This window comes from Rhodococcus sp. RS1C4 (genome assembly GCF_002258225.1).
Lineage (GTDB): Bacteria > Actinomycetota > Actinomycetes > Mycobacteriales > Mycobacteriaceae > Rhodococcoides > Rhodococcoides fascians_E.
Map to the genome: position 1 here is coordinate 80,209 of NZ_NOXZ01000048.1, position 25,799 is coordinate 106,007.

The 25,799-nt window shown below is 65.6% G+C and carries 25 protein-coding genes; 11 read left to right on the top strand and 14 right to left on the bottom strand.

Annotation, left to right across the window (positions count from 1 at the left end; all coding sequences use genetic code 11):
* The first annotated feature begins 102 nt into the window (after window positions 1–102).
* Genes CH289_RS24230 through CH289_RS24250 form a run of 5 tightly spaced genes read left to right on the top strand, consistent with a single transcriptional unit; the run spans window position 103 to window position 3,466 of the window.
* Window positions 103–282, top strand: coding sequence for a hypothetical protein (locus CH289_RS24230; RefSeq protein WP_020110256.1), 180 nt, complete (start codon window positions 103–105; stop codon window positions 280–282).
* A gap of 42 nt (window positions 283–324) precedes the next feature.
* Complete coding sequence (locus CH289_RS24235) at window positions 325–723, top strand: TOBE domain-containing protein (protein ID WP_020110257.1); 399 nt, start codon at window positions 325–327, stop codon at window positions 721–723.
* Window positions 724–751: 28 nt separating this feature from the next.
* A complete protein-coding gene (gene modA / locus CH289_RS24240) occupies window positions 752–1,573 on the top strand; it encodes a molybdate ABC transporter substrate-binding protein (RefSeq protein WP_037142506.1) in 822 nt (273 codons plus the stop codon).
* The gene (locus CH289_RS24245) at window positions 1,570–2,379 is read left to right on the top strand and encodes an ABC transporter permease (RefSeq protein WP_019664187.1); all 810 of its coding nucleotides are present in this window, start codon (window positions 1,570–1,572) and stop codon (window positions 2,377–2,379) included. Before modA ends, CH289_RS24245 begins: the two co-directional genes overlap by 4 nt.
* Window positions 2,380–2,392: 13 nt before the next feature.
* Window positions 2,393–3,466: a sulfate/molybdate ABC transporter ATP-binding protein gene (locus tag CH289_RS24250; protein ID WP_026347623.1), complete on the top strand. Its 1,074-nt coding sequence runs from the start codon at window positions 2,393–2,395 to the stop codon at window positions 3,464–3,466.
* On the opposite strand, the gene CH289_RS24255 is transcribed toward CH289_RS24250, so the two are convergent.
* The 8 genes from CH289_RS24255 to rimP all read right to left on the bottom strand — a co-directional run bounded on the left by CH289_RS24255 (window position 3,448) and on the right by rimP (window position 11,748).
* A complete protein-coding gene (locus tag CH289_RS24255; RefSeq protein ID WP_037142514.1) occupies window positions 3,448–4,797 on the bottom strand; it encodes an MATE family efflux transporter in 1,350 nt (449 codons plus the stop codon). The genes CH289_RS24250 and CH289_RS24255 overlap by 19 nt on opposite strands.
* Complete coding sequence (locus CH289_RS24260) at window positions 4,784–5,770, bottom strand: DHH family phosphoesterase (RefSeq protein ID WP_094728771.1); 987 nt, start codon at window positions 5,768–5,770, stop codon at window positions 4,784–4,786. Before CH289_RS24260 ends, CH289_RS24255 begins: the two co-directional genes overlap by 14 nt.
* 5 nt (window positions 5,771–5,775) lie before the next feature.
* Window positions 5,776–6,240 (bottom strand): 30S ribosome-binding factor RbfA, encoded by a 465-nt coding sequence (gene rbfA, locus CH289_RS24265; RefSeq protein ID WP_026347625.1) that lies wholly within the window; start codon window positions 6,238–6,240, stop codon window positions 5,776–5,778.
* Window positions 6,241–6,272: 32 nt separating this feature from the next.
* Window positions 6,273–6,563 (bottom strand): DUF503 domain-containing protein, encoded by a 291-nt coding sequence (locus CH289_RS24270; RefSeq protein ID WP_019664192.1) that lies wholly within the window; start codon window positions 6,561–6,563, stop codon window positions 6,273–6,275.
* 125 nt (window positions 6,564–6,688) lie between these two features.
* Entirely contained in the window at window positions 6,689–9,604 is a 2,916-nt protein-coding gene (gene infB / locus CH289_RS24275; RefSeq protein WP_094728773.1) for a translation initiation factor IF-2, read from the bottom strand.
* Window positions 9,605–9,744: 140 nt separating this feature from the next.
* Window positions 9,745–10,053 (bottom strand): YlxR family protein, encoded by a 309-nt coding sequence (locus tag CH289_RS24280; protein ID WP_020110262.1) that lies wholly within the window; start codon window positions 10,051–10,053, stop codon window positions 9,745–9,747.
* Between the two features lie 112 nt (window positions 10,054–10,165).
* Window positions 10,166–11,176 (bottom strand): transcription termination factor NusA, encoded by a 1,011-nt coding sequence (gene nusA / locus CH289_RS24285; protein ID WP_019664195.1) that lies wholly within the window; start codon window positions 11,174–11,176, stop codon window positions 10,166–10,168.
* Window positions 11,173–11,748 (bottom strand): ribosome maturation factor RimP, encoded by a 576-nt coding sequence (rimP, locus tag CH289_RS24290; protein WP_027498559.1) that lies wholly within the window; start codon window positions 11,746–11,748, stop codon window positions 11,173–11,175. The genes nusA and rimP overlap by 4 nt, the downstream gene beginning before the upstream one ends.
* Window positions 11,749–11,884: 136 nt before the next feature.
* Between rimP and CH289_RS24295 the strand changes: the two genes are divergently transcribed.
* Complete coding sequence (locus CH289_RS24295) at window positions 11,885–12,376, top strand: hypothetical protein (protein ID WP_019664197.1); 492 nt, start codon at window positions 11,885–11,887, stop codon at window positions 12,374–12,376.
* Window positions 12,373–12,813 carry a ferritin-like domain-containing protein gene (locus CH289_RS24300; protein WP_019664198.1) on the top strand — a complete coding sequence of 147 codons (441 nt, stop codon included), beginning with the start codon at window positions 12,373–12,375 and terminating at the stop codon, window positions 12,811–12,813. The genes CH289_RS24295 and CH289_RS24300 overlap by 4 nt, the downstream gene beginning before the upstream one ends.
* On the opposite strand, the gene CH289_RS24305 is transcribed toward CH289_RS24300, so the two are convergent.
* Entirely contained in the window at window positions 12,728–14,221 is a 1,494-nt protein-coding gene (locus CH289_RS24305) for a DHA2 family efflux MFS transporter permease subunit (protein ID WP_019664199.1), read from the bottom strand. The two genes, CH289_RS24300 and CH289_RS24305, sit on opposite strands and share 86 nt — an antisense overlap.
* Window positions 14,222–14,299: 78 nt before the next feature.
* On the opposite strand from CH289_RS24305, the gene CH289_RS24310 reads away from it, so the two are divergent.
* Complete coding sequence (locus CH289_RS24310; protein WP_020110266.1) at window positions 14,300–14,890, top strand: TetR/AcrR family transcriptional regulator; 591 nt, start codon at window positions 14,300–14,302, stop codon at window positions 14,888–14,890.
* Here the strand turns inward: CH289_RS24310 and CH289_RS24315 are convergent.
* Complete coding sequence (locus tag CH289_RS24315) at window positions 14,887–16,611, bottom strand: acyl-CoA dehydrogenase family protein (protein WP_094711156.1); 1,725 nt, start codon at window positions 16,609–16,611, stop codon at window positions 14,887–14,889. The genes CH289_RS24310 and CH289_RS24315 overlap by 4 nt on opposite strands.
* A 62-nt stretch (window positions 16,612–16,673) precedes the next feature.
* Window positions 16,674–18,425, bottom strand: a complete 1,752-nt coding sequence (locus CH289_RS24320; RefSeq protein ID WP_019664202.1) for a proline--tRNA ligase — start codon at window positions 18,423–18,425, stop codon at window positions 16,674–16,676.
* A gap of 48 nt (window positions 18,426–18,473) precedes the next feature.
* Between CH289_RS24320 and yaaA the strand changes: the two genes are divergently transcribed.
* Together yaaA and CH289_RS24330 are read left to right on the top strand one after the other, a co-directional pair.
* Window positions 18,474–19,217, top strand: coding sequence for a peroxide stress protein YaaA (gene yaaA / locus CH289_RS24325; RefSeq protein WP_019664203.1), 744 nt, complete (start codon window positions 18,474–18,476; stop codon window positions 19,215–19,217).
* Window positions 19,214–20,437 (top strand): DUF2786 domain-containing protein, encoded by a 1,224-nt coding sequence (locus CH289_RS24330; protein WP_019664204.1) that lies wholly within the window; start codon window positions 19,214–19,216, stop codon window positions 20,435–20,437. Before yaaA ends, CH289_RS24330 begins: the two co-directional genes overlap by 4 nt.
* On the opposite strand, the gene CH289_RS24335 is transcribed toward CH289_RS24330, so the two are convergent.
* Complete coding sequence (locus tag CH289_RS24335) at window positions 20,355–21,566, bottom strand: DUF418 domain-containing protein (RefSeq protein WP_094728775.1); 1,212 nt, start codon at window positions 21,564–21,566, stop codon at window positions 20,355–20,357. The genes CH289_RS24330 and CH289_RS24335 overlap by 83 nt on opposite strands.
* A 107-nt stretch (window positions 21,567–21,673) precedes the next feature.
* Here CH289_RS24335 and mgtE point away from each other — a divergent pair, with 107 nt between their 5' ends.
* Complete coding sequence (gene mgtE / locus CH289_RS24340) at window positions 21,674–23,020, top strand: magnesium transporter (RefSeq protein ID WP_094728777.1); 1,347 nt, start codon at window positions 21,674–21,676, stop codon at window positions 23,018–23,020.
* Window positions 23,021–23,033: 13 nt separating this feature from the next.
* Here mgtE and CH289_RS24345 read toward each other — a convergent pair whose 3' ends face one another.
* Together CH289_RS24345 and cobA are read right to left on the bottom strand one after the other, a co-directional pair.
* Window positions 23,034–24,536, bottom strand: a complete 1,503-nt coding sequence (locus CH289_RS24345) for an MFS transporter (RefSeq protein WP_019664207.1) — start codon at window positions 24,534–24,536, stop codon at window positions 23,034–23,036.
* 11 nt (window positions 24,537–24,547) lie between these two features.
* Window positions 24,548–25,789 (bottom strand): uroporphyrinogen-III C-methyltransferase, encoded by a 1,242-nt coding sequence (gene cobA / locus CH289_RS24350; protein ID WP_019664208.1) that lies wholly within the window; start codon window positions 25,787–25,789, stop codon window positions 24,548–24,550.
* Between the last annotated feature and the right edge of the window lie 10 nt (window positions 25,790–25,799).

Genomic DNA, 25,799 nt, shown 5'->3' on the forward strand with positions numbered 1-25,799 from the left:
GAACCAACGCGTGGTTGACCCCTGCCATTCCTGATTGTCCCCTGCCACTACCGGCGACGCGCGCTCGACCCACGGCGTCGGCCGGATGCGAGAATCGGACACATGGGAAACAAGAGCGCGCTCCGGGCGGGTCTGATTCTGTCGGTCATGGCCGCGTTCCTCGCCGGAATCGCCTCCGACAACTTCGTGACCGGGTTCGCGATCACCGCGGTCGTCTGCATCGTCGCGTTGCTCGCGGCTCACTTCGCCGCGCAGAGGGTGATCTCCCGACGAAACCGATGATCGACGCAGTGGATCCGCATCTGCTGGTCTAAAGTCTCATTCATGCCGCAATCACGGATTCGGGTACGCGACGCCGCCGCCCTGCTCGGCGTGAGCGACGACACGGTGCGCCGATGGATCGACAGCGGAGCCCTACCCGCAGGCAAGGACGAGGCGGGCCGCAAGGTCGTCGACGGCGCCGTGCTCGCCACGTTCGCCCGAGACCACGCGTCGCCGCCGCCGGACCCGACGGGCACCGAGAGTTCGGCGCGGAACCGGTTGGTCGGACTCGTCACCAAGGTCACCTCGGACACCGTGATGAGCGAAGTCGAAATGCAGTGCGGACCGTTCACCGTCGTCTCGCTGATGAGCACGGAATCGGTACGCACACTGGGGCTCGAACCGGGGAAGATCTCCGTCGCCGTCGTGAAAGCAACCACCGTCATCGTCGAAGCGCCCTGAACAGGCCATTTCTCGTGGAGGAAGACCATTGAAGCGATCACTCGTCACTACTCTCGTCGCAGTCGGATCGTGCGCCGCACTTCTGTCCGCATGCTCGAACGCCGACGATTCGGACGCGCTGATGGACTCGACCGAGCCCACCAGCGCGTCCGAATCTTCGTCGGGATCCGACGTCACCGGTGACATCACCGTGTTCGCAGCCGCGTCACTGAAGGCCACGTTCACCGAGCTCGGCGAGACGTTCGAGGCCGAGCACCCCGGCGCCACCGTCGAATTCAATTTCGCCGGATCGTCCGACCTGGTGAACCAAATCGCTCAGGGCGCTCCCGCCGACGTCTTCGCCTCGGCCGACACCAACAACATGACCAAGGCGGTGGAAGGGAATCTCGTCGACGGGGACCCGGTGGACTTCGCCACGAACACACTCACCATCGTCACTGCTCCGGGCAACCCCAAGAACGTGACGTCGTTCGCGGACCTCGCGAACCCGGACGTACTGACGGTCGTCTGCGCACCCCAGGTTCCATGCGGAAGTGCCACCCAGAAGGTCGAGGACGCTACCGGAACCACGATCCCCGCGGTCAGTGAGGAGTCCGCCGTCACCGACGTACTCGGTAAGGTCACCTCGGGCCAGGCCGACGCGGGCCTGGTCTACGTCACGGACGCCGCGGGCGCCGGCGATCAGGTCACCGCGGTCGAGTTCCCGGAGGCGTCGGGTGCCGTCAACACCTACCCGATCGTGGTGCTGAAGAACAGCGACAACGCCGCCACCGCAGCCGCATTCGAAGCCCTCGTCACCGGAGAGCAGGGCCGGAAAGTTCTGGCCGAGGCAGGATTCGCCGCACCGTGATCTTTACGCGCCGCGGGAACGACGTCCGACTCGGCCTACCGGGCTGGATCTTCGTCCCCGCGGCAGTCGGCGCAGTGTTCGTGGTCCTTCCACTCGTCGCGATTCTCCTTCGAATCGAGTGGACCGACTTCGTTCCGCTCGTCACGTCGGAGTCGTCGCGGACGGCCCTGCTGCTCAGCATGAAGACCGCCGCGATCAGCACGCTGCTGTGCGTCGTGTTCGGAGTTCCGATGGCGCTCGTCCTCGCACGGACGGAATTCACCGGTCTGTCCGTCCTTCGTGCGCTGGTCTTGCTCCCCCTCGTGTTGCCTCCCGTCGTCGGCGGGATCGCCCTGCTCTACACGTTCGGTCGTCTCGGATTGATCGGTGAACATCTCGAAGCATGGGGTATCTCGATTGCCTTCTCGACGACGGCAGTGGTCCTGGCGCAGACGTTCGTGTCTCTGCCTTTCCTCGTGGTGAGCCTCGAAGGCGCACTGCGGACTTCGGGCCGCGACTACGAAACAGTGGCCGCCACTCTCGGTGCCAAGCCCACCACGGTGCTGCGCCGGGTCACCGTTCCGTTGGTGTTGCCCGGCCTCGTGTCCGGCGCGGTTCTCGCATTCGCCCGTGCCCTCGGTGAATTCGGTGCCACGCTGACGTTCGCGGGATCGCTGGAAGGAAGAACGAGGACTCTGCCGCTGGAGATCTACCTCCAGCGTGAAACCGATGCCGACGCTGCCGTCGCACTGTCCCTGCTGCTGATCGTGGTCGCCGCCGTCATCGTCGTCGCAGCACGCGGTCGCCGGGTCGCCGGCGCATTGTGAGGGGGCCTGTGCTGTGAGTTCGATACACCTGAGCGCCGACGTCGCCGCCCGCGGCGTGGACATACAGTTCGACGCCGACGACGGCGAGACGGTCGCTGTCCTCGGGCCGAACGGAGCAGGCAAGTCCACCTTGCTCTCGCTGATAGCAGGCCTGCTCAGACCGGATACAGGACGTGTCGTGCTGGGGCCGGACGTCGTGACCGACACCAGCACTGGGACATTCGTCCCCGCTCATGCACGTGGCGTGGCGAGCCTTACGCAGAAGCCACTGCTGTTTCCGCATCTGTCGGTCGAGGCCAACGTCGCGTTCGCGCCGCGCAGCCGAGGAGCCGGGCGACGTCAGGCGCATACGACGGCCCGTACGTGGCTCGGCGCGGTCGACGCGTTGGAGCTCGCCGACCGCCGACCGAGAGGGCTCTCGGGCGGACAAGCCCAGCGAGTAGCCATCGCACGAGCGCTCGCGGCCGACCCGCGGGTTCTTCTTCTCGACGAGCCGATGGCCGCCCTCGACATCGACACTGCGCCTGCGGTGCGCCGCTTGCTCCGCACCGTCCTGCGCGAGCAGAGACGCACCGCCGTCGTGGTGACCCACGACCTGCTCGACGCACTGGCACTCGCGGACACCGTCGTCGTCGTCGAGAAGGGAAGGATCGTCGAGCGGGGCCCGACGACCGAGGTACTCACCGCGCCTCGCAGCGCATTCGCCGCCAGGATAGCCGGGGTGAACCTGGTCGCCGGGACCGCGGACAGCGCAGGCTCGCTGACGACCGCCTGGGGTTCGACGGTCCACGGTCACGGGGAGTCCGTGGCCGGCGGTGCCGTCGCCGTGTTCGCGCCGTCGTCGGTCGCCGCCCACATCGAAGCCCCACATGCAAGTCCGCGCAACGTCTTTCCGGTGACGATCGCCGAGATGGACGTCCACGGCGCCACCGTTCGACTACGTGCGGCCAAGCATTCGGACGGCAGCCCCGGCATCGCCGCGGATGTGACGCCTGCTGCCGTCGCGGAATTGCACCTCGAACCTGGGATGGACGTGTTCTTCGTCGTCAAGAGCCAGGAAGTGACGATTCATCCGGCCTCACGCTGAATGTCGGCGCCGACCAGTGCCCACTTGCCGGACAGTGTCCTCACCACGACCGCGATCATGCGCAGGGTGACGAACACGCCGAGCCCGAACCAGATTCCGCGCAGTCCCCAGTCGAAGGCCAGGGCCATCCAGATCGCGGGTAGGAATCCGATCAGAGCGCACGCCAGTGTGGCCGTGCGGAGGAATGCTGCGTCGCCTGCGCCGAGGAGCACCCCGTCGAGGGCGAACACCACACCGGCGATCGGAACGATGACGACGAAGATCCACCAGATCGAGTGCATCTCGGCCACGACGCCGCCGTCCGTAGTGAATAGAGCCGGTATCACCGGACGTCCTACCGCGAACACGCCCGCAAGGACCGCGGCGAAGATCGTGGACCACACCGTCAGTCGCCATCCGAGGCGGGTGGCACCGCGCACATCCCCTCTACCCAGCGCCGCGCCCACCAAGGTCTGCGCGGCTATGGCAAGAGAGTCGAGCGTGAGGGACACCAGGTTCCACATGTGCAGGACCACCTGATTGGCGGCGACCGACGCGGCACCGAATCTCGACGCCACGGCCGCGGCCGACAGGAAGCACGCTTGGAATGCCAGGCTGCGGAGGACGAGGTCGCGACCCAGTACCAACTGTGCGCGCATGATCGACCACGACGGTCGCAGCGGCACGCCGGAACGCACCACCGCGGCCACGAAGAACGCGCCCGACACAGCCTGGCCGACGACGTTTGCCACTGCGGATCCGACGAGGCCGAGATCGGGGAACCCCGCGAGTCCGTGCACCAGCAGTGGGCACAACACAGCGGACAGGCCGAGCCCGACCAGGACGAATCGAAGAGGCCTCACCGTGTTCTGGACACCACGCATCCACCCGTTCCCGGCAAGTGAGACGAGAATGAACGGCACGCCGAGCACCGCGACGCGGAACCACTGCACTGCCTGGGCCGTGATGTCGCCGCCGCCGCCGATGACGGTGAGGATCGGTACGCACAGCATCTGCATGACGCCCACGATGACTGTTCCGAGTATCAGTGCGAGCCAGGTCGCCTGCGCGCCCTCGCCCACGGCGTCACGTTCACGACCCGCTCCGTGCATGCGGGCAGCGCGGGCAGTCGTGCCGTAGGACAGGAACGTCAATTGGGTACTGACCTGGGCCAGTACCAGGCCGCCGACCGCCAGCCCGGCAAGGGCCGCTGCTCCGAGCCTACCTACGACAGCCGCATCGAACAGCAGGTACAACGGTTCCGCAGCGAGAACACCGAGCGCGGGAAGCGCAAGCCCGAGTATCCGACGAGGTGACGCATCCTGGGAGGCGTCGACGTCACCCGAGGGCATCTGTCAGAGTCTCGATCACGTCCGATTTCGAGCCGAAAGCAGTGAAGCCGGCAGCGTTGCGATGGCCGCCGCCGCCCAGAGTTGCTGCCACCGCGGACACGTCGACCGATGCCTTCGACCGAAGCGACACCGTCCATTCGTCGCCCGCCTGCTGCTTCAGTACCGCCGCTACTTCTGCCTCCGTAGTGGTTCGGACGATGTCGATGACACTTTCGATCTCCTCGGACCGAAGCCCTTCGGAGTTCTCACGAAGGATCGCCGCGTACACCAGGCCACGACCGCCGACTGCGTCGGGCACCAGCGTTGCCGAACCGAGGACGGAACCGAGCATGGGCAGCCAACCGAAGGGATGACTGTCGAGAAGTTTGCGTGCGATGGCACCACCGTCGATACCCGTCGCGAGCAAGCGCTCGGCCAGCAGATGCGAGCCGGGACGGACCCACCGGAACGAGCCTGTGTCGGTCACCAGGCCCGCGAACAGGCAGTGCGCCAACTCGGCATCGATGTCGACGTTCCAAAGATCGAGAAGGCGGGTGATGACGGCTGTCGTGGACTCGGCGTCGGCATCGACCACGTTCAGCGATCCGAATCGAGTGTTGGAACGGTGATGGTCGATCACCAGGGACGCGCGCGCCGAGTCGATCCGACTCGCCAAGCTACCGAGACGCTCGCGGCTGCCCGCGTCGACCGTCACCACCAAGTCCACCTGAGACCGGACTTGGTCCGACGGGACGAGCAACTCGCACCCAGGCAGCTCGTTCATGGACTCGGGAAGCGTGTCGGGGACGGCGAACGACACCTGTACCGGGACGCCTCGGCGATGCAGGACCAGAGCAAGGGCCAAGCCGCTCCCGATCGTGTCGGCATCCGGGTGCACGTGGCAGAGCACGGTCACGCTCTGCGCGGTTTCCAGCAAGGACACAGCCGAGGTGAGCTCGGTCTCCACCGACTCGATGCCGGGTGTCGTCGTCACGTCGATCAGTCCAGGTCGGCGTTCGGGTCCGACGATGCTTCGCGCGGAGCCTTGTACGGATCCGGGTCACCGGCCGGCTTGGCGGAGGCTGCGACCCTGGCGACTTCGCTGTCCGCTTCGCGCGCGCGGGCGAGCAGTTCCTCCATGTGCCGCGCCGTGTCCGGAACGGTGTCCGTCACGAACGTCAACGTGGGGGTGAACCGCACTCCTGTACCTGCGCCGACCTTCGACCGGAGAACGCCCTTCGCCTTCTCCAGACCGGCGGCTGCACCCTCGAGATCAGGTGCGGTGTCCAGGTCCTCACCCATGACGGTGTAATAGATCGTCGCATCGTGCAGGTCAGCCGTGACCTTGCAGTCGGTGATGGTCACGAACGCCAACCGCGGGTCCTTGACCTCGTGGTCGATGGCCGTCGCAACGATGGCGGCAATTCGCTTGGAGAGCCGCCGAGCTCTCGCCTGATCCACCATGAACTCCACGCTCCTCACACACGGTGCCCGAGTCAGTCCTCGGGACCGAAGATTCTTCTTCTTACTGCCAACAATTCCAGATCGTGACGTTCGGCGACGTGCCGCTCGCATTCGTCCAGCTTGTCGTGCAGACCGTCGACATCCGATCCGACCGCGGCTATACCGAACAGCGAGCGCCGAAATCGGTCACGTTCACCCGTCTCCGCCGCGGACACACCGAACCGCTGCAGTTCCGACAGGACCGGTTCCACGGTCGACCGCTTGTCGGCGAGCGAACGTATGTCCCCCAGCAGTACGTCCAGCTCCAGAGCACCCAGGTACACGAGGCCTTCCTTCGATCGGTTCGCGTGAGACGCTCCGGCGGCGGTACGTGTGCCGTACCGCCGCCGAAGCAGAACTCAATGCAGTGCCACTCCCCTACTCACCACTGCCACCAGTGACCACGTCACTAGTCGCGAGGCTTCTCACGAAGCTCGTACGCCTCGATGACATCTCCCACCTTGATGTCCGAGTACGTCACCGTGAGACCACATTCGTATCCCTCGCGCACCTCGACCGCGTCGTCCTTCTCGCGGCGAAGCGAGGAGATGGTGACGGTCTCCGCGACCACTGCGTTGTCACGCAGCAACCGAGCCTTGGCATTGCGACGGATCGTACCGGAGGTGACGAGGCAACCTGCGATGTTTCCGACCTTGGAGGAACGGAACAGCGCGCGGATTTCGGCCTGACCCAGTGCCACCTCTTCGTAGATCGGCTTGAGCATGCCCTTGAGGGCCTTCTCGATTTCGTCGATCGCCTGGTAGATGACGGAGTAGTACCGGATGTCGACGCCCTCGCGGTTGGCCAGCTCGGTGGCCTTGCCCTCCGCGCGCACGTTGAAGCCGATGATGATCGCGTTGGATGCCGACGCCAGGTTGACGTTGGTCTCCGTGACGCCACCGACACCGCGGTCGATGACGCGCAGTTCGACTTCGTCGTCGATCTCGATACCGAGGAGAGCCTCTTCGAGGGCCTCCACCGTTCCGGAGTTGTCACCCTTGAGGATCAGGTTGAGCTGCGAAGTCTCCTTCAGAGCTGCATCGAGATCGTCGAGGCTGATGCGCTTGCGACTCTTCGCGGCGAGCGCGTTGCGCTTGCGTGCGTTGCGTCGATCGGCAATCTGACGGGCGATGCGGTCCTCGTCGACGACGAGGAGGTTGTCGCCTGCTCCGGGCACCGAGGTGAAGCCGACGACCTGAACCGGCCGCGACGGCAGTGCCTCGGTGACATCGGCACCGTGCTCGTCGACCATGCGACGAACACGTCCGTAGGCGTCACCCGCCACGATCGAGTCGCCGACGCGGAGCGTTCCGCGCTGGATGAGCACGGTCGCCACCGGTCCACGACCGCGGTCGAGGTGTGCCTCGATGGCAACACCCTGAGCGTCCATGTCCGGGTTGGCCCGCAGGTCGAGAGCAGCATCCGCCGTCAGCAGCACCGCTTCGAGGAGGGCATCGATGTTGGTGCCCTGCTTGGCGGAGATGTCGACGAACATTGTGTCGCCGCCGTACTCCTCGGCAACCAGTCCGTACTCGGTCAGCTGCTGCCGGATCTTGTCCGGGTTCGCGCCTTCCTTGTCGATCTTGTTGACCGCGACCACGATCGGTACATCCGCAGCCTGCGCGTGGTTGATGGCCTCGACCGTCTGCGGCATGACGCCGTCGTCGGCCGCGACGACCAGGATTGCGAGGTCGGTGGCCTTGGCACCGCGAGCACGCATGGCCGTGAAGGCCTCGTGACCGGGGGTGTCGATGAAGGTCACGAGACGCTCGTTGCCTTCGAGCTCGGTCAACACCTGGTAGGCACCGATGTGCTGCGTGATTCCGCCGGCTTCGCCCTCACGAACGGCCGTGTTGCGGATCGAGTCGAGCAAGCGGGTCTTACCGTGGTCGACGTGGCCCATGACGGTGACCACAGGAGGACGCTGTTCGAGGTCTTCCTCGCCACCCTCGTCCTCGCCGTAGGTCAGGTCGAAGCTGTCGAGCAGCTCGCGGTCCTCGTCCTCCGGGCTGACGACCTGGACGACGTAGTTCATCTCGCCGCCGAGCAGTTCCAGCGTCTCGTCGTTGACCGACTGAGTGGCCGTCACCATCTCGCCGAGGTTGAACAGGGCCTGCACGAGTGCCGCCGGGTTCGCGTCGATCTTCTCCGCGAAATCGGACAGCGACGCACCGCGGGCAAGGCGAATCGTTTCGCCGTTGCCGCGTGGCAGCCTGACGCCGCCGACGGCGGGCGCCTGCATGGAGTCGTATTCCTGCCTCTTCTGACGCTTCGACTTACGTCCACGCCGAGGAGCACCACCTGGACGCCCGAAGGCACCGGCTGCTGCACCGCGCTGGCCTGGACGACCGCCACCACCTGGGCGACCGCGGAATCCGCCTGCGGGAGCTCCACCTGCAGGAGCACCACCGGGCGCGCCGGGTGCGCCGCCGCCGCGGTAGCCACCGCCACCACCCGGACGACCGCCTGGAGCGCCGCCTGGGCGGCCCGGGCGACCTGCTGCAGGTCCCGGACGTGCCGAACGAGTAGGCATTGCACCCGGGTTCGGGCGCGGAGGCATGGAACCGGGGCTCGGACGTGGGCCACCCTGGCCCGGAGCCGGACGGGGACCGCCCTGGCCGGGTGCCGGACGGCTACCCGCCTGGGGCGCAGCCGGGCGAGGTCCACCCTGACCGGGTGCCGGACGACCGCCGCCGGGGCGAGGTCCGCCCGGTGCGGGGCGCGGTGCCGGACGCTCGGCCGGAGCCGACGAGTACGGGTTGTTGCCGACACGGGGCGCCTTGGGACCGGGCTTCGGGCCGGGTGCGCCCGGCTTGGGTCCTGCGGGAGCCGCCGGCGCAGCAGACGCGGCTGGAGCCGCCGGTGCTGCGTTCTCGGTCGCCGGAGCCTGCGCCGCGGGGCGAGCAGGAGCCGGAGTGGGACGCGACGGCGCCGGAGCAGCCGGGCGTGCCGGAGCGGACGGCTGGGGTGCCGACTGCTGGGGTGCCGACTGCTGAGGGGTGCTCTCCGGAGCCGGAGCCGATGCCGCCGGAGCGGACGGGGCCGGAGCTGCCGGGCGTGCCGCGGGCTTCGGGCCCGGACGGGGTCCCGCACCGGGCTTGGCGGACGGTGTCGGCTTGGGCGAGCCGTTCGACGCGCCTGCGGCGGGAGCCGAGTCCGATGCTCCGGACGGAAAGGATTCACGAAGTCGACGCGCCACCGGCGCCTCGACGGTGGATGATGCGGACTTCACGAACTCGCCCTGCTCCTTGAGCCGTGCGAGTAGTTCTTTACTGGTGACACCGAGTTCTTTGGCCAACTCGTGCACGCGGGCCTTGCCTGCCACTGCTCTCCTCACTGAGAGGCCGAGCGAGGCATGGTGCCCGCACGACCTCGGGTTATCTCCGATGGACGTTCATCGTTGGTGCTTCACGGTGTGCTCATCAGTGCTGTTGCCTGTTCTTCTCGACGGGTGTAGCTCTGCATTCACTGCTCTGTATTCGGAGCCACCGGTCCCTCGGTGTCTGCCTCCACACCGTTTCCGATGAAGGCTTTCACCGCGGTCACGTCGACCACTCCTTGTACTCGTAGTGCTCTGCCGAATGCTCGGCGTCGTTCCGCATTGACCAGACATTCCGAGACGGGATGCAGCCACGCGCCCCGACCTGGAAGCCTGCGGTGGACGTCCGGGACGATCACGAATTCCGAGGAATCCGAATCACCCGTCCGACCGACCACGACTCGCAGCAGATCGACTGCCGGAACCCGCTCCTTGCATCCGACACAGGTGCGCACCGGCAGACGTGTAGGCGTCGAACCGGTGCTCCCATGACGGAAGGGCGTGGAGTTCAATTCCGAACCACCGACTACTCTACCGCTGTATTGCCCCGAACCCCGCATTCTGTCTTTACCCGCTGGTCGCCTCGGGTGCCACGGCAGCGTCGCTGCGGATATCGATTCTCCATCCGGTCAGACGGGCAGCCAATCGAGCGTTCTGCCCTTCCTTGCCGATCGCCAGAGACAGCTGGTAATCGGGGACGATGACGCGTGCGGCACGAGCGGCCGCGTCGACCACCGTCACCGATACAACCTTCGACGGCGACAGAGCATTCCCGACGAAGCGGGCGGGGTCCTCGTCGAAGTCGATGATGTCGATCTTCTCCCCCGCCAGCTCGCTCATCACGTTGCGCACACGCTGACCCATCGGACCGATGCACGCGCCCTTGGCGTTGAGGCCGGACACCGTGGAGGTCACCGCGATCTTCGACCGGTGACCGGACTCGCGAGCGACGGCGATGATCTCGACGGAACCGTCCGCGATCTCGGGCACCTCGAGGGCGAACAACTTGCGCACGAGATTCGGGTGGGTTCTCGACAGAGTGATCTGAGGTCCACGGTTTCCGCGCGCGACGCCCACGACGTAGCACTTGATGCGTTCACCGTGCTCGTACGACTCGCCCGGAACCTGCTCGGCGGGAGGCAACAGTCCGTCGGCGCCGTTGGCGTCGCTTCCGATCCGGACGATCACGGTGCCTTTCGCGTTGGCACGCGTGTCTCGCTGGATGACGCCGCCGACGATCTCGCCTTCGTGCGTCGAGAATTCTCCGAAGGAGCGCTCGTGCTCGGCGTCACGCAGACGCTGGAGAATGACCTGGCGAGCAGTGGTCGCTGCGATGCGGCCGAATCCCTCGGGAGTGTCGTCCCACTCCGAGATCGTGTTCCCGTCCTCGTCGATCTCCTTGGCCATCACCTTCACCGAGCCGCTCTTGCGGTCGACGTCGATCCAGGCGTGCTGCTGATGACCTTCCGTGTGGCGGTATGCGGTCAACAGAGCGGTCTGGATGGTCGAGATGACCGTCTCGATCGAGATACCCTTGTCCGCCTCGATGGCGCGCAGCGCGGCAATGTCGATATTCACTTGTCGGACCCTTCTTCCGGTTCTTCCACGTTCACGGTGTTCTCGGCGTCAGCCGGCGCCGGCCGGCCGTCCACGACACCGCCCGCCAATTCCATCTCCTCGGGCTTTGGCCGCGAGAATTCCACCTGCACAACTGCTTTCACGACGTCCGTCAGCGCCACCCGGCGCGTCGACAGAACACCCTTCGTCTTCGTCACGACCGTCACGACGCCCGTGTCGAGTGCGCCGATCCTGGCGTCGAACTTCTCGTCCGGCAACTCGATCCGTACCGCTCGACCCCGTGCCCGACGCCAATGCCGTTCCAGCGTCAGAGGTCGGTCGATTCCGGGAGTGGTGACTTCGAGTGTGTACGGCGCCTCGCCGAAGTCCGACACCCCGTCGAACACGTCGGAGATCTCACGGCTGAGCGACGGCAGAGTGTCGAGATCGATTCCCTGTTCACGGTCGACCATGATCCGAACGGCACTGTGCTTGCCGGCTGCGACGACGGTGACGTCCTCGAGGTCGAAACCGTGTGCGTCGATCAGGTCGGACAGGAGCTCGACGACCCTCTCCTTGGACGGAACAGGCATCGTGGTGTGCACTCCTCGTGAAGTTGTGGGCGGATCGGTTCCTCAGACGGTGAACGTACAGCCTAGCGCCCATCGCGGCGGCCCGTGACCAGGTGCGGGTGCGCACCGGCAAAGTGAGACCTGGCAGCATGGACGCGTGCTGACGCCCGCGCTATCTCGCCCACTCACACGTCGCGCGTCGTTTCGACTGGTAGCGGGGGCGGCCCTCGCGGCGGCCGGGCTCACCTCGGTCACGGCCTGCACGCCGGGCGAGGACACCGCCGAGACGGTGGACACACTCACCACCCACCTGCGGCAGGCTCGTCAGGACGCGCGATCGGCCGCGGCACTCGCCGCCTCGATCCCGGATCGTGCTGCTGCACTGTCGGTCGTGGAACTCGAGCGCACCGCGCATGCCGACGCATTGGCGACGGAGATCGACCGCGTCGCAGGCGGGTCGACGACCACGCCTGCGACCTCCACCACGACCGATGGCCCGACTCCGACGTGGGACGAACTGGTGGCGGCCCTCACCGATTCGGCACGCAGCGCCGCTGATTCGGCACGCAACGAATCCGGCTTCCGCGCCGGCCTGCTGGGATCGATCAGCGCCGCGTGCACGACCTCGGTGAAGGTGGTGTTGGCGTGAACGAACTCGGTGAAGAGCAGCAGGCGCTCGTCGATGCGCTGGAGGCCGAGTACGCCGCGGTGTTCGCCTACGGGATCGTCGGGGCATTTTCCAATCCTGCGCGGGCGGAACTGGTGGCGACCTACGCGGCGGCTCATCGGGCGCGACGTGACGCCACCATCGACGCGTTGACTGCGGCGAGCGTCACCCCGCCGCAGCCCGCGACCGCGTACGCGACGCCGTTTCCGGTGACCGACCCCGTCACCGCGGCCCAATTGGCGGCTCAGGCCGAGGCGGACACGTCCGTCGCGTGGCGCTCGGTGATCGAGCGCAGCCGGTCCGGCCCCACGCGCGAGATCGGAATCACTGCACTCACCGAAGCTGCGCTGCGACTTGCGAACTGGCGGACGATCCTGGGAGTGGTTCCGTCGACGGTGGCGTTTCCGGGTCAGCCGTAGGCGTCGTCGCGCCGATGCCCGAGGGCATGAACAGTGCGGCCAGAATTCCGACCGCGACTGCTGCGGCGCCGACCAACAGCGCGGGCGCCAGCGCATCGGTGTATCCGGTGGGAGTCAACGATCCCCCGCTGCCCAGGAAGACCGCTGTGAGAACAGCGATTCCGAGCGCGATACCGATCTCGCGAATGGTCGAGTTGGTGCTGCTGGCCGTGGCGTGATCGACGTCGGCCATGTCGGTGAGCACCGCCGTCGCCGACGGCGCGAACGTGAGGCCCATTCCGATTCCGGCCATGGCCAGGGCGGGAACCATGCTGATGTACGTCGTTCCCGGTTCCAGTATCGCCGCCATCCACACCAAGGCTCCGGACTGCAACGTCAGACCTGCGACGAGCAGCGTCCGTAGACCCAGCCGGGGTGCCAACACACCTGCGAGGGGTGCCACGATCATCGGGGCAGCCGTCCACGGCAACGTCCGCAGTCCTGCTTGGAACGGTGTGTATCCCATGACGATCTGCAGATACTGAGACAGAAGGAAGACCGCGCCGAACATCCCCAGAGTGAACGACACACCGATGATGTTGGCGACGGAGAAACTGCGAGAGCGGAACAACCGAAGTGGAACGACCGGATGTTCCGTCGACCTCTGACGTAACACGAACGCCACCATGGACACCGCCGATCCGACGAACGAGAGAAGCACCGTCGTCGAGGCCCAGCCGTCCTCGTTTCCGTGCACCACCGCCCACACCAGCAGGAAGACACCCGCGCCCGCGAGCAGGATTCCGACGAGGTCCAGCGGCTGACGATGTCCGTAGGACTCCTTCAGCGCCACGAGGGCGAGTGGCACCGCGACGAGTGCCACGGGGACATTGATCCAGAAGATGGCCTCCCACGAGATGCCGTCCACGACCGCGCCGCCGACGACCGGACCGAGCGCGACACCGAGACCGGACACTCCGCCCCAGATCCCGATGGCCAGTGCACGTTTCGCGGCGGGTACGACTCCGGCGAGGAGCGTCAGCGACAGCGGCATGATCGCGGCGGCTCCCACGCCCTGAATCGCTCGGGCGGCGATGAGCATCGCCGGTGTCGTCGCAAGTGCGGAACCGATCGAGGCGATCGTGAACACGGCGATGCCCCCGAGGAAGACGTTGCGGCGGCCCCACCGGTCGCCGAGCGTCGCGGCCGCGAGCATCAACGTCGCGAAGCTGAGCGTGTACGCGTTCATGAACCACTGCAGTTCTCCGACCGAGGCCGACAGGTCTGCCTGGATCACCGGGAGCGCACTGGTCATCACCAGGTTGTCGAGGGTCGCCATGAACATCGGTAGCGACGCGGCGAGAATCCCGACCCAGATCGGAATTCGCCGTTCGGTATCGATCCGTGGCGGAGCTGTCTTCGTGGACATGAGAAAGCCTCCGAGTTATGTAAGCATCGAATGATTACTTGGATCGGAACGCTAGTTATCAACTGATAACCTGTCAACATGCCAGCGCCGAAGACCACCCGCATGGACGCAGCCGATCGCCGTGAATTGGTGCTCGACGCTGCCACTCGAGCATTTGCCCGGGGCGGCTACGCCGGAACCAGCACCGACGCCGTCGCCAAGGAAGCGGGCGTGTCTCAGCCCTACGTCGTCCGGATGTTCGGCACCAAGAGCGAATTGTTTCGCCTCGTGTTCCAGCGCGCGATCGACGGGATCATGCGCGCGTTCGATCGCGTTCTCGACGAGTCACCGTCGGAGTCCGACGTCTGGCCCGCACTGGGTCGGGCGTACGCGGCTCTCGTCACCGACCGAGACCTTCTGCTGGTCATGATGCACGGTTTCACCGCGAGCACCACACCGGAGATCGGGACCCAAGCGCGTGACGGCATGTCCGCGATCTACACCCAGATACGCGGACGCACCGGGTGCACGCCCGACGAGGCCCGCGACTTCATCGCGCACGGCATGTTGCTCAACTGCCTGCTGGCCATCCAGGCAGTCGAACACTCGACCGAGGAGTCTCCCCTCGCCGAACTCGCCGATTGCGCGTTCGGGCCGAAGCTGGCCCAGTTCGTCAAGACCTCGGGCTAGGGCCGCATCTCGTAGACCCCGTCGTACGCCAGAACCTCACCCCACACCGCGTCGAATCTCGCGGCGTTCACGACGGGTTTGCGCAGCGCGCCGACAGCCCATGCCTGTTGCGCCTCCGTCGAGGACGGCTTGCTGTACAACGCAACGGCATACGCAGAGAAATCGCGTACCTGAAAGTCGAAGATCTGATCGAGAACTTCGGTCGACACCGCGTCCGCGCTCTCGAGAATCAAGTGACCGTAGACCACGAGCGAGAACAGATGCCCGACGTTCAGCAGGAAATCGAGATCACGCTGCTGCTCCTCGTTGGGCGCCGACTCGGTCAGAAACTGCCTGAACGCCAACACCTGCTCGTAGAAACGCCCGACGTTGGGCACGGCCGAGTATTTCTCGTACACGGGCACCCAGTCCTGGAACCGGACCTTGCTCGCGCCGCGCGCCGGTCCCTGAGCGAAGAAGAAGGCGTCGTCCGACGCGTCGTCGCGAACCTCGACCGCCGGAAACTCCGTGGGCGCGAACATGTACGCCGGCATGAACTTGAGCATCAACGCCACGTTGACGTGGACCGTGCCTTCGAGTTTGGGCAACGTACCGATCAGTTGCGCCGCCTCCCTGAAGTACGTGTTCTTCTCGTACCCCTTCGCCGCGATGACGTCGTGCAGTGTACGAACCACGGTTTCGCCCTCCGACGTGACCTTGGCCTTGGTCATCGGATTGAACAGGAGATACCGACGGTCCTCCGCCGACGCGGATCGGAAGTAATCGAGGGCACGAGCGCTGAACAGTTTCATGGCGATCAGCCGCGCGTACGCATCGACGAAACTTGCTTTCACGTGCGGAAATTCGGTGACCCGGTTGCCGTAGAGGATACGATTGTGCGCGTGGGTGATTGCCTCGTGAAAGGCGTGCTCGCAGATGCCGATCGACCCCGTGCACAGGTTGAACTTGCCCACGTTGACGGTGTTCAGCGCCGCGGAGAACGCGTCGGCGCCGGTGTGCAGAATGTCCTCGGCACGGACCGGGTAGTTCTCGAGCGCGAACGTGCTGACGAACATCTGACCGTGAACCACGTTGTCTCGCAACACGTATCCGTCATGGCCACTGTCCGCAACGAAGAAGACGTACGCTTCGGGACCCTCGACATCGGTGCGACGACCGAACACGGACACCGTCCCTGCCACATTGCCGTTGCCGATGTAGTACTTCTCGCCCGACGCCGTGAACTCGACCCCGTCTCCCCCGCCCGGAGCCAGAAGCATGTCGGTCGAATAGACGTCGGCACCGTGTGCCCGCTCGGACAGACCGAACGCGGCGACGCCGCCCTCGTCCAGCAACGCAGCGGCCCGACGCTTGGCTGCGTCGTTGTCGCTCATCCAGACAGGACCCAGCCCGAGGACGGTGACCTGCCACGCATACCAGTAGGACAGGCCGTAGAAGCCGAGGATCTCGCTGAGCACCGCGTTGCGCGACGCATCCCACCGCTTGTTCGGATCACCGTCCGCATACGCAACAGGCGTGCAGAACGTGGCGAACAGCTTCTCCTTCGCGACGAACGCGAGGAAGTCCGCCGTCCAGACCGCGTCGAGGTCGTCGGAGAGCAACCTCGCCTTACCTCGATCCTCGAACCAGTCGATCAGAGACCGAAGTTGCCGCGCTGACTCGTCGTCGAGTGTCGACGTGTCCAGCTTCGTGGGATCGAACAAAGAAACCTGCGACGCCATCGTTATCTCTCCCTGGTCGGTTAGCTAGAAGCTACCAGCGAGTAACCGACCAGGGTGGCGAATCAGTCTCTACGGCGAACAGCCTTCACGATCTCGGCAGCGGCCGTCGCCTTGTCCAGCTCGACGCTCTCGCCGGTGAAGCGGTCGCGCATCTCGACCTTGCCGTCGGCCCATCCTCGGCCGACGACGACCACCAGAGGCATGCCGAGCAGCTCGGAGTCCTTGAACTTGACGCCGGGCGACGCTTTCCTGTCGTCGAACAGGACGTCGAGTCCCTGCAGGTTCAACTCCGACGCGATCGCCTCGGCACCGTCGCGCGCAGCCTCGTCCTTGTTCGCGATGACCAAGTGAACGTCGTACGGCGCGATCTCCGCAGGCCAACGCAGGCCCTTGTCGTCGTGCATCTGCTCGGCCACCACGGCTACGGCACGCGTGATACCGACACCGTAGGAACCCTGTACGAGCCGCACCGGCTTGCCGTTCTCACCGAGAACGTCCACTGTGAACGCGTCGGTGTACTTGTAGCCGAGCTGGAAGATGTGGCCGATCTCGATTCCGCGCGCGCTGACGAGCGGTCCGCGTCCGTCCGGCGACATGTCACCGTCGCGCACCTCGGCCGCCTCGATGGTCCCGTCCGGAGTGAAGTCGCGGCCGGCCACGAGGTTCGCCACGTGCTTGCCCTTGACGTCCGCGCCGGTGATCCACGACGTTCCGTCGACGATCCTGGGGTCGACGAGATACCGAACACCGTTGGCCTGCAGGCCACGAGGCCCGATGTACCCCTTGACCAGGAAGGGGTTGGCCTCGAAGTCCGCGTCGGTGAGCAACTGGTACTCGGCGGGCTCGAGCGACGCCTCGAGACGCTTCTCGTCCACCTCGCGGTCTCCGGGGACGCCGACGGCGAGCAGTTCCCACTCACCGTCGGGCTGGCGCACCTTGAGCAGAATGTTCTTCAGCGTGTCAGCGGCGGTGACGGTCCGGCCGAGATCTGCACTGTTGGCCCAGTCGACCAGTGTCGCGATGGTCGGGGTCTCGCCGGTCTCGTAGTCGACCGCCTCGGGCTGACCCTCGATGGGCAGCGAGTCCGGGCGGGCGGTGGTGACGGCTTCGACGTTGGCTGCATAGCCGGACTCGATGCAACGAACGTAGGTGTCCTCACCGACCTCGCTCTCGGCGAGGAACTCCTCGGAGGCACTGCCGCCCATCGCGCCGGACGTGGCCGCGACGATGACGTACTTGATACCGAGCCGCGCGAAGATGCGCTGGTAGGCCTCGCGGTGGGCGTGATAGGACGCCTTCAACCCGTCCTCGTCGAGGTCGAAGGAGTACGAGTCCTTCATGATGAACTCACGACCACGCAGAACGCCTGCGCGGGGACGCTCCTCGTCGCGGTACTTGTTCTGAATCTGGTACAGGGTGACCGGCAGGTCCTTGTAGGAGTTGTACTCACCCTTGACCGTGAGCGCGAACAGTTCCTCGTGCGTCGGACCGAGCAGCATGTCGTTGCCCTTGCGGTCCTTCAGCCGAAACAGCGCGTCGCCGTACTCGGTCCATCGATTGGTGGACTCGTACGGTTCACGAGGCAGCAGGGCAGGCAACGAGATCTCTTGTGCGCCGATCGCATTCATCTCTTCACGGACGACGTTCTCGATCTTCCGGAGCACCTTCAGACCCAGCGGCAGCCACGAGTAGACACCCGGCGCGATACGACGGACGTAGCCGGCACGAACCAGAAGCTTGTGGCTGTCGACCTCGGCGTCGGCGGGGTCGTCGCGGAGGGTACGAAGGAACAACTGCGAAAGACGGGTGATCACGGGGTACGAGCGTAGTCGGTGCCCAGCGAAACGGTAACGTTGCTCCCCGTGCTCATCCTGCTCCCACCTTCCGAAACCAAGTCCGACGGCGGTGTGGGATCACCTCTCGACCTCGACGAGCTGTCGTTGCCGGATCTCACCCCGTTGCGGCAGAAACTCGCGGATGCCCTGGTCGAGTTGGCTGCGGACGTCGAGGCCTCGAGCGCAGCCCTCGGACTCGGTCCGACCCAGGCCGACGAGATCCAGCGCAATGCGGCGCTGTGGACGTCGCCGACCGCTCCTGCTCTCAGCCGCTACACCGGCGTGCTGTACGACGCACTCGACGCCGGTTCGTTCACGCGTGCAGGCCGCGCCCGGGCCGCGGCACGCCTGTGGATCGGCTCCGCCCTGTTCGGAGCGGTGCGCGCGACCGATCCCATCCCGTCGTACCGCTTGTCCGGCGGGTCGAAGATTCCCGGATTCGGCACGCTGCGCTCACTGTGGAAGCCGGACCTGACCGAGGCACTTCTGGCCGAGGCCGACGATCTGGTGGTCGACCTTCGATCCGGGACGTATCAGCAGCTGGGTCCGGTCCCAGGGGCGGTCACGGCGACCGTTCTCACCGAGAAGCTCGACGGCACCCGGTCCGTCGTCAGCCACTTCAACAAGCACCACAAAGGCCTGCTGGCGCGCGCACTGACGCTGACGACCGCCGAACCGAAGGACGTCAAGGGAGTGGCACGGGTCGCAGCGAAGTCCGGGCTTCGCGTAGAGGTCGCCTCGCCGACCGAGTTGATCGTGCTCACCGAATGAACCCGGTTCCTTCGCTGCTGCGGCAGGGCGCCGACGCTTCGTACGGCCGCAGCAAGGACCTGCGACTCGTCGACGACATCGCCGACCGGTTGATCGCGCTCGACGAGTTCGACCCGCAGGCACTCGGGTCGCTGGCGCTCACCAACATGATCCAGACGATGTACGAAGCAGGATGGCAACCGTTCGACCTGCTGCACATCGTGCGACGCCAACAAACCGTCGCTGTGTCTTCGCTTGCGGCAGCGGCAATTCTGCACCAATCGGATCTGACCGACGCCGACGACCGTGCGCCGCAGAGCTGGGTCGATCAGCTCTCGGAGATCTGTGCCGCGTATCCCAAAGCTGCGGCCCGAGTCGAAGCGTCTCCGAGCTTCCTGGCGGCACAGTTGTCGGCGAGCGGAAAATCGGACTACATCGCTGCCAGTGATCAATGGATCGCGGTGCTCGCGCTTCTGGGGCAGTGGCAACAATTGCCGAGATGGCCGCAGATCGGGCCGCTGCCCTCACAGTGGCCACGCAAGCGTGCTCCTCGCATGGACCGCGGCGTGACGACCGGTGAATCACCGAACGGCAAGGTGCTCGGCAGGATCCGCGGACTGCTCGCGAAGGCGGACGCCACCGACTTCGAAGAAGAAGCCGAGACCCTGACCGCCAAGGCGCAGGAACTGATGACGCGGTACTCGATCGACTCGCTGCTGTTGACCGAAGGCAACGTCGACGTGATCAGCCGTCGACTCCACGTCGACAACCCTCATGCACCTGCGAAAGCACAGCTGCTGCACGCCGTCGGCGACGTCAATCGGGTCAAGTCCATCTGGGATCCCGAGTTCGCCGTCGCTACTCTCGTCGGCTCCCCCGTCGACGTCGAGCAGACCGAACTGCTGTTCACCTCGTTGCTCGTCCAGGCGACGCGGGCACTGTCGCACTCGCCGAAAGCCAAGCGACGCAAAGGGGCTGCATCCGCAGCGTTCGGCAAGGCGTTTCTGTTCGCCTATGCCGTCAGGATCGGCGAGCGTCTCGCCGACGTCGGCGCACTCGCCCTCGAGGAGGCGACAGAACAGTCGGGAAGCCTGCTCCCGATGCTCGCCACACAGACTGCGGCCGTCGAAGAGGAATTCGATCGGTTGTTCCCCAACGTCAGGGCGATGCGGGGGCCACGACTCGACGCCGAAGGATGGCACTCCGGCCAGGCTGCCGCCGACGAGGCCCATCTGTCGTAGCCGCGCCGATTCCCGCCGAGTAGTTCCACAACCATTCGATCGGCCCACGTCGGTGGCGCCGCAGCCACAGGTGTGCGAACAGGCTCACGATCGACACCGTCACCACGTAGATCGCGACCGTACCGAGGACCTTCTGCGCGGGCGAATCGAGTTCGGCCGCGATCCCGAACCCCCACCCGTAGCACAGAATCGAGGCCACCACGTTCTGGAGAACGTAGCTCGACAATGCCATCCGTCCGATCTCGGTGAGCCGCGCGGTCACGAATCCGTCGCGATCACCGCGAAGGTACAAGCCGGCCACGAATGCCAGAATCCCCAGGGACACCAACGGTGCCGTCAGGTATCGAGACACGATGATTCCGAGGTCTTCGCCCACCAGTCCGAGCGCGAAATCGACAGGCAGCGCGACCGTTCCGAGAACCATCATCCGCCGTCGGAGAATTCTCCCCGATCCGGACAACACTCCCGCGCGAAACAGGCTTGCCCCCAACAAGAACAGTGCAAACGACATCGGAAGAATCAACACCGTCTCGGAGCGGAACACTACTGCGTTGTCGATTCGGAACACCACCAGATCCCAGAACGAGCCGTCCGCATACGGATTGGGCTGGAGCGGTTCCGTCGATGTACCGTTCGGTGCTGCGGCCAGCAGCGCTGCGATCGCCGAGATCATCACGACGTGCACGCCGGCGGCGCCGATCATCCACCGCCGCTGAGCACGTTCCCCTCCGACGAGAACGTACGCGACGACGAAACCGGTGACGGCATACCCCATCAGCACGTCGAACTCGGTGAACAGCAGGAAGTGCAGTAGCCCGTCGACGAAGAGCAGTGCCGCCCGGATGAGGTATCGACCCGGCCACGGTTCCCCTCGCGTCGACGCCGATCGCTGCTGGATCGCAAGCCCTATACCGAACATGACGGTCAGGAGACCGAGGAACTTGCCCTGCGCCAGCTGTTGCAGAATTCGTTCGGCCAGGCCCCACCCACCGTCACCTTTCCCGACACCGTCGAGATATCCGACGAGCCCGGATCCGCTGGTGAAGATCCAGACGTTGGTGCCGAGCGTGCCTGCAATCGCGATGCCGCGCAACACATCCAATGATCGATACCGTTCGAGGGCCGCCATGGTTCAACGGTAACGACATCGATGCGTTCATCGCGTCCTCCTTTCGACGGACCCCGAAGGGAAGCAGCCCACGCGGTTCCGCTCGGTGCACTCGGCACAATGGACGAGTGCACCACACTCTCGACGACGTCATCACCCGCTCGACGGAACTGCTTCGCGCGAAAGATCTCGCCGGCATGTCCCAACTCGTCGCGGACCTGCCGCCTGCCGACGCAGCGCGGATTCTCGAACGTACGGACTCGGCCGAACGCGCGGTGCTGTACCGATTGCTGCCGAAGGATCGCGCACTCGATGTGTTCGAGCAGTTCGACGCATCGGTCCGCAGCGAACTCGTCACCGCGCTGCGAGACGACGACGTCGTCACCCTCTTCGCCGAACTGGATCCCGACGATCGCGTCGAACTCGTCGACGAACTTCCCTCCAATGTGGCGCACCGGTTGATGCAAGGACTTTCACGGACGGAGCGTGAGCTCACCGCGCCGATGCTCGGCTACGCGAAAGGGTCCGTCGGACGACGGATGAGCCCCGAGTACGTCCGTGTCCGCCCCACCACGACGGCGGACGAGGCCCTGGCTCAGGTGCGGGCGATCGGAGCCGGTGCCGAGTCCGTCTATCTGCTTCCGATCACCGACGACAGCCGACGGCTCGTCGGCGTCGCGACGCTCGCCGACGTTGCCACCGCCGACCCCGCGACGGTCGTCGAGAACCTCTCGACGAGCCGGCCCGTCGTCACGGCCGACGTCTCCGCCGAGGAAGCCGCCCGTTCGTGCCTCGACCATCGAAGCCCAGCCGTCGTGGTCGTCGATTCGGAGAATCGCTTGATCGGCATCCTCACCATCGACCAGGAATCACGCATTCTCGAAGATGCCGAGGACGAAGATGCGGCTCGTGCCGGCGGCACCGAGCCTCTACGCCGGCCGTACCTGGCCACTCCGGTGCTGAGCATCGTGCGATCGCGTGTGGTGTGGCTGCTTGTCCTCGCGCTGTCCGCCATTCTCACCGTGCAAGTACTCGAAATCTTCGAGCATGCGCTGGCTGCGGTGGTGACGCTCGCACTGTTCATTCCGCTGCTCACCGGAACCGGTGGCAACACCGGATCCCAAGCCGCCACCACGGTGACTCGTGCACTTGCCGTCGGCGACGTACGCCCACGCGATATCGGCGCGGTACTGTTCCGCGAAATTCGCGTGGGCGCAACGATGGGCGCGATGCTCGGAACGCTCGGATTCGTGATCGCAGGCCTTGTCTACGACTGGCATCTCGGCCTGGTCATCGGATCCACCCTCCTCGCGATCTGCACTCTGGCAGCTACTGTCGGGGGCGCGATGCCACTGTTGGCCAAGAAGATCGGCGTCGACCCTGCCGTGTTCTCGACGCCGTTCATCTCGACGTTCTGCGACGCAACGGGATTGATCGTCTACTTCGCGATCGCGAAGCTCGTGCTGGGCGTCTAGGCCGCTGGGGTGTCTAGGTCGATTGGGCGTCTTCCTGCGCGGCCTGGGCCTGGGCGACCTGTTGGGGGGTGAAGCGAATGAAGAATGCCGCGAGACCTGCCACGACGGCGAGGATGGAGCAGCAGAAGAGCGCGAACATGTAGCCCGAGCTGAGGGCGCCGAGCTGAACTTCGTTCATCAAGGTCGCCGGGCCTGTGGTGCCCCCCAGTGACAGCGTGCGGGACGTGACCAGCGCGCCGACGATCGCGAGTGCCACCGGGCCGCCGAGTGTCTGCGCGACGAGGGCGATGGCGGTCAAGGGGCCGATTTCGGTGGCCTGCACCCCGGCGATCGCGCACAGTGGAAGAGGGATCGACGCCATGCCGACGCCGAATCCGATGCCGATGACAGGGAAGAAGATGCCGGGGAAGTACGACGAATCGGCGTCCATGGTGGCCACCGAGAACAGAAGCCACCCGATCATGATCAACGCACCGGTCATGACCAACCATCGCGGTTGAATACGTACGACGAGTTGAGAGGTGATGAACGCGGCAGCGCCCAGTCCGAAGGCGAACGGAACGAACGCGAGGCCCGCCGCCAACGGGCTGTAGCCCAGGATGTCCTGAACGAACAGGGCGACGAACGCGGCCAGGCAGAACATGACGCCGCCGGCGAAGAAGATCGCCACGAAGGTGGCGACTCGGTCTTTGCTCGCGAACAGAGAAAACGGGAGCAGCGGGTTGTCCGCTCGGCGCTCGACGACGAGGAACAGACCCAGCAGGATCAGACCCGCGACGAGCGAACCGACCACCAGTGGACTGAGCCACCCCAGTTCGGTGCCTTCACTGAGCGCGAGGACCACACCGGTACAGCCGAGGGTGCCGAGTATCGCTCCGGGGAAATCGAGGGCCAAGCGGACGCCTGCGGTTTCCTTCAGTGACACCACCGCGAGGATCACGATCAGGATGCCGATCGGCACGTTGATCAGAAAGATCCAGCGCCAGGACACCTGAGTGAGCGCACCGCCGATGATGAGTCCGGCGATGGAACCGACACCGGTCATCGCGGCGTAGATGGCGATGGCCTGATTTCGCACCGGGCCCGGTGCGAAGGTCGTCGCCACGAGCGCAAAGGCCGTCGGCGACGCCACTGCCGCACCCACGCCCTGCAGTGCGCGCGCGGCCACCAACGTCGCTTCGTTGACGGCGAGCCCGCACAACAGCGACGCGATGGTGAACAGCACGACGCCACCGAGGAACATCTTCTTGCGACCGAACGCATCGCCGAGGCGCCCGCCCAGAAGCATGAGGCCGCCGAACGCCAGTGCGTACGACGTCAACACCCAGTTGCGACCCGCGTCGCTCAATCCCAGATCCGCCTGCAGCGGCGCCAAAGCCAGATTGGCCACCGTCCCGTCGAGAACCACCATGAGCTGCAGTCCGCTCAGAACAATGATCGCCAGACCGAATGCCCTGGTGGTGACCGGGTAGACGATCTGCGTCGTGGGCGCTGCGGGCTGCGTGTGATCAGGCACGGGGGTTCACGTTACCGAGAGTTCACAGAAAAACCAGCAACGGTTCCGATTACGACGATCGCAGGTGGACGTATGCCCTCGTCCTTGACCTTCTGGGCCACTGTGGAGAGGTCCGCCCGTACCTCACGTTGGGTACGCATCGTCCCCTCCTGGACCACGAGGACCGGCGTCGACGCGGCTCGTCCGCCGTTCATCAGCACCGCCGCGAATTTGTCGATCCGCTCGACGGCCATCAGGAGCACGATCGTGCCCTTGAGTCGCGCCAGTGCGTCCCAGTCGACGAGAGAGTCGGGGTGGTCCGGCGCGACGTGTCCGCTGACGACGACGAATTCGTGAGTCACACCTCGATGCGTCACCGGCACGCCCGCAGCGGACGGCACGGAGATCGCACTGGTGATTCCCGGCACGACGGTGACCGGGATTCCCGCGTCGGTGAGAGCTTCGAGTTCCTCGTAACCACGGCCGAAGACGTACGGGTCCCCGCCCTTGAGCCGGACGACGAACTTCCCTGCCTTCGCTCCGTCGATCAGCGCCTGGTTGATCGCCTCCTGGGCCATCGCGCGTCCGTACGGAATCTTCGATGCGTCGATGACCTCGACGTGTGGGCCGAGCTCGGCCAGCAACTCCGGCGGCGCGAGTCTGTCGGTGACCACGACGTCGGCATAGGTCAACAGACGACGCCCGCGAACGGTGATGAGGTCGGGATCACCCGGGCCGCCGCCGACGAGTGCGACGCCGGTGTGCGGGGCGTGTGCGGCGTCGGTGACGACACCGGACTGCAGAGCTTCGAGCACCGCGGTCCTCACCGCAGCCGACCTACGGTGCTCTCCCCCGGCCAGCACACCGAGCGTGAGTCCGTCGTAATCCGCCGACGCCGGGGTGACCGCGGTGCCGTCGCGCGCGACGTCCGCGCGAACGCAGAAGATTCTGGCCCGTTCGGCCTCGGCGACGATGGCCGCGTTGGTCTCGGCCTCGTCGGTGCACGCGATCGCGTACCACGCGTCCGCGATGTCTCCGTCGCGATAGTCCCGCAGGTCCAGCGTCACCTGACCAGCCGTCGCCCAGCCCTCCACCGCGGGTGTCGCCTCACGAGTGATGACATGAACCACCGCACCCGAGGAGATCAACAACGGCAGCCGACGCTGCGCGACAGTGCCACCGCCGACGACGACAACACGCCGTCCGGACAGATTCAGGCCGACCAGATAGGGAGAATCGGTCGCGTCGGACTCACTCGATGTGGAGACATTCACGGTACGAAAC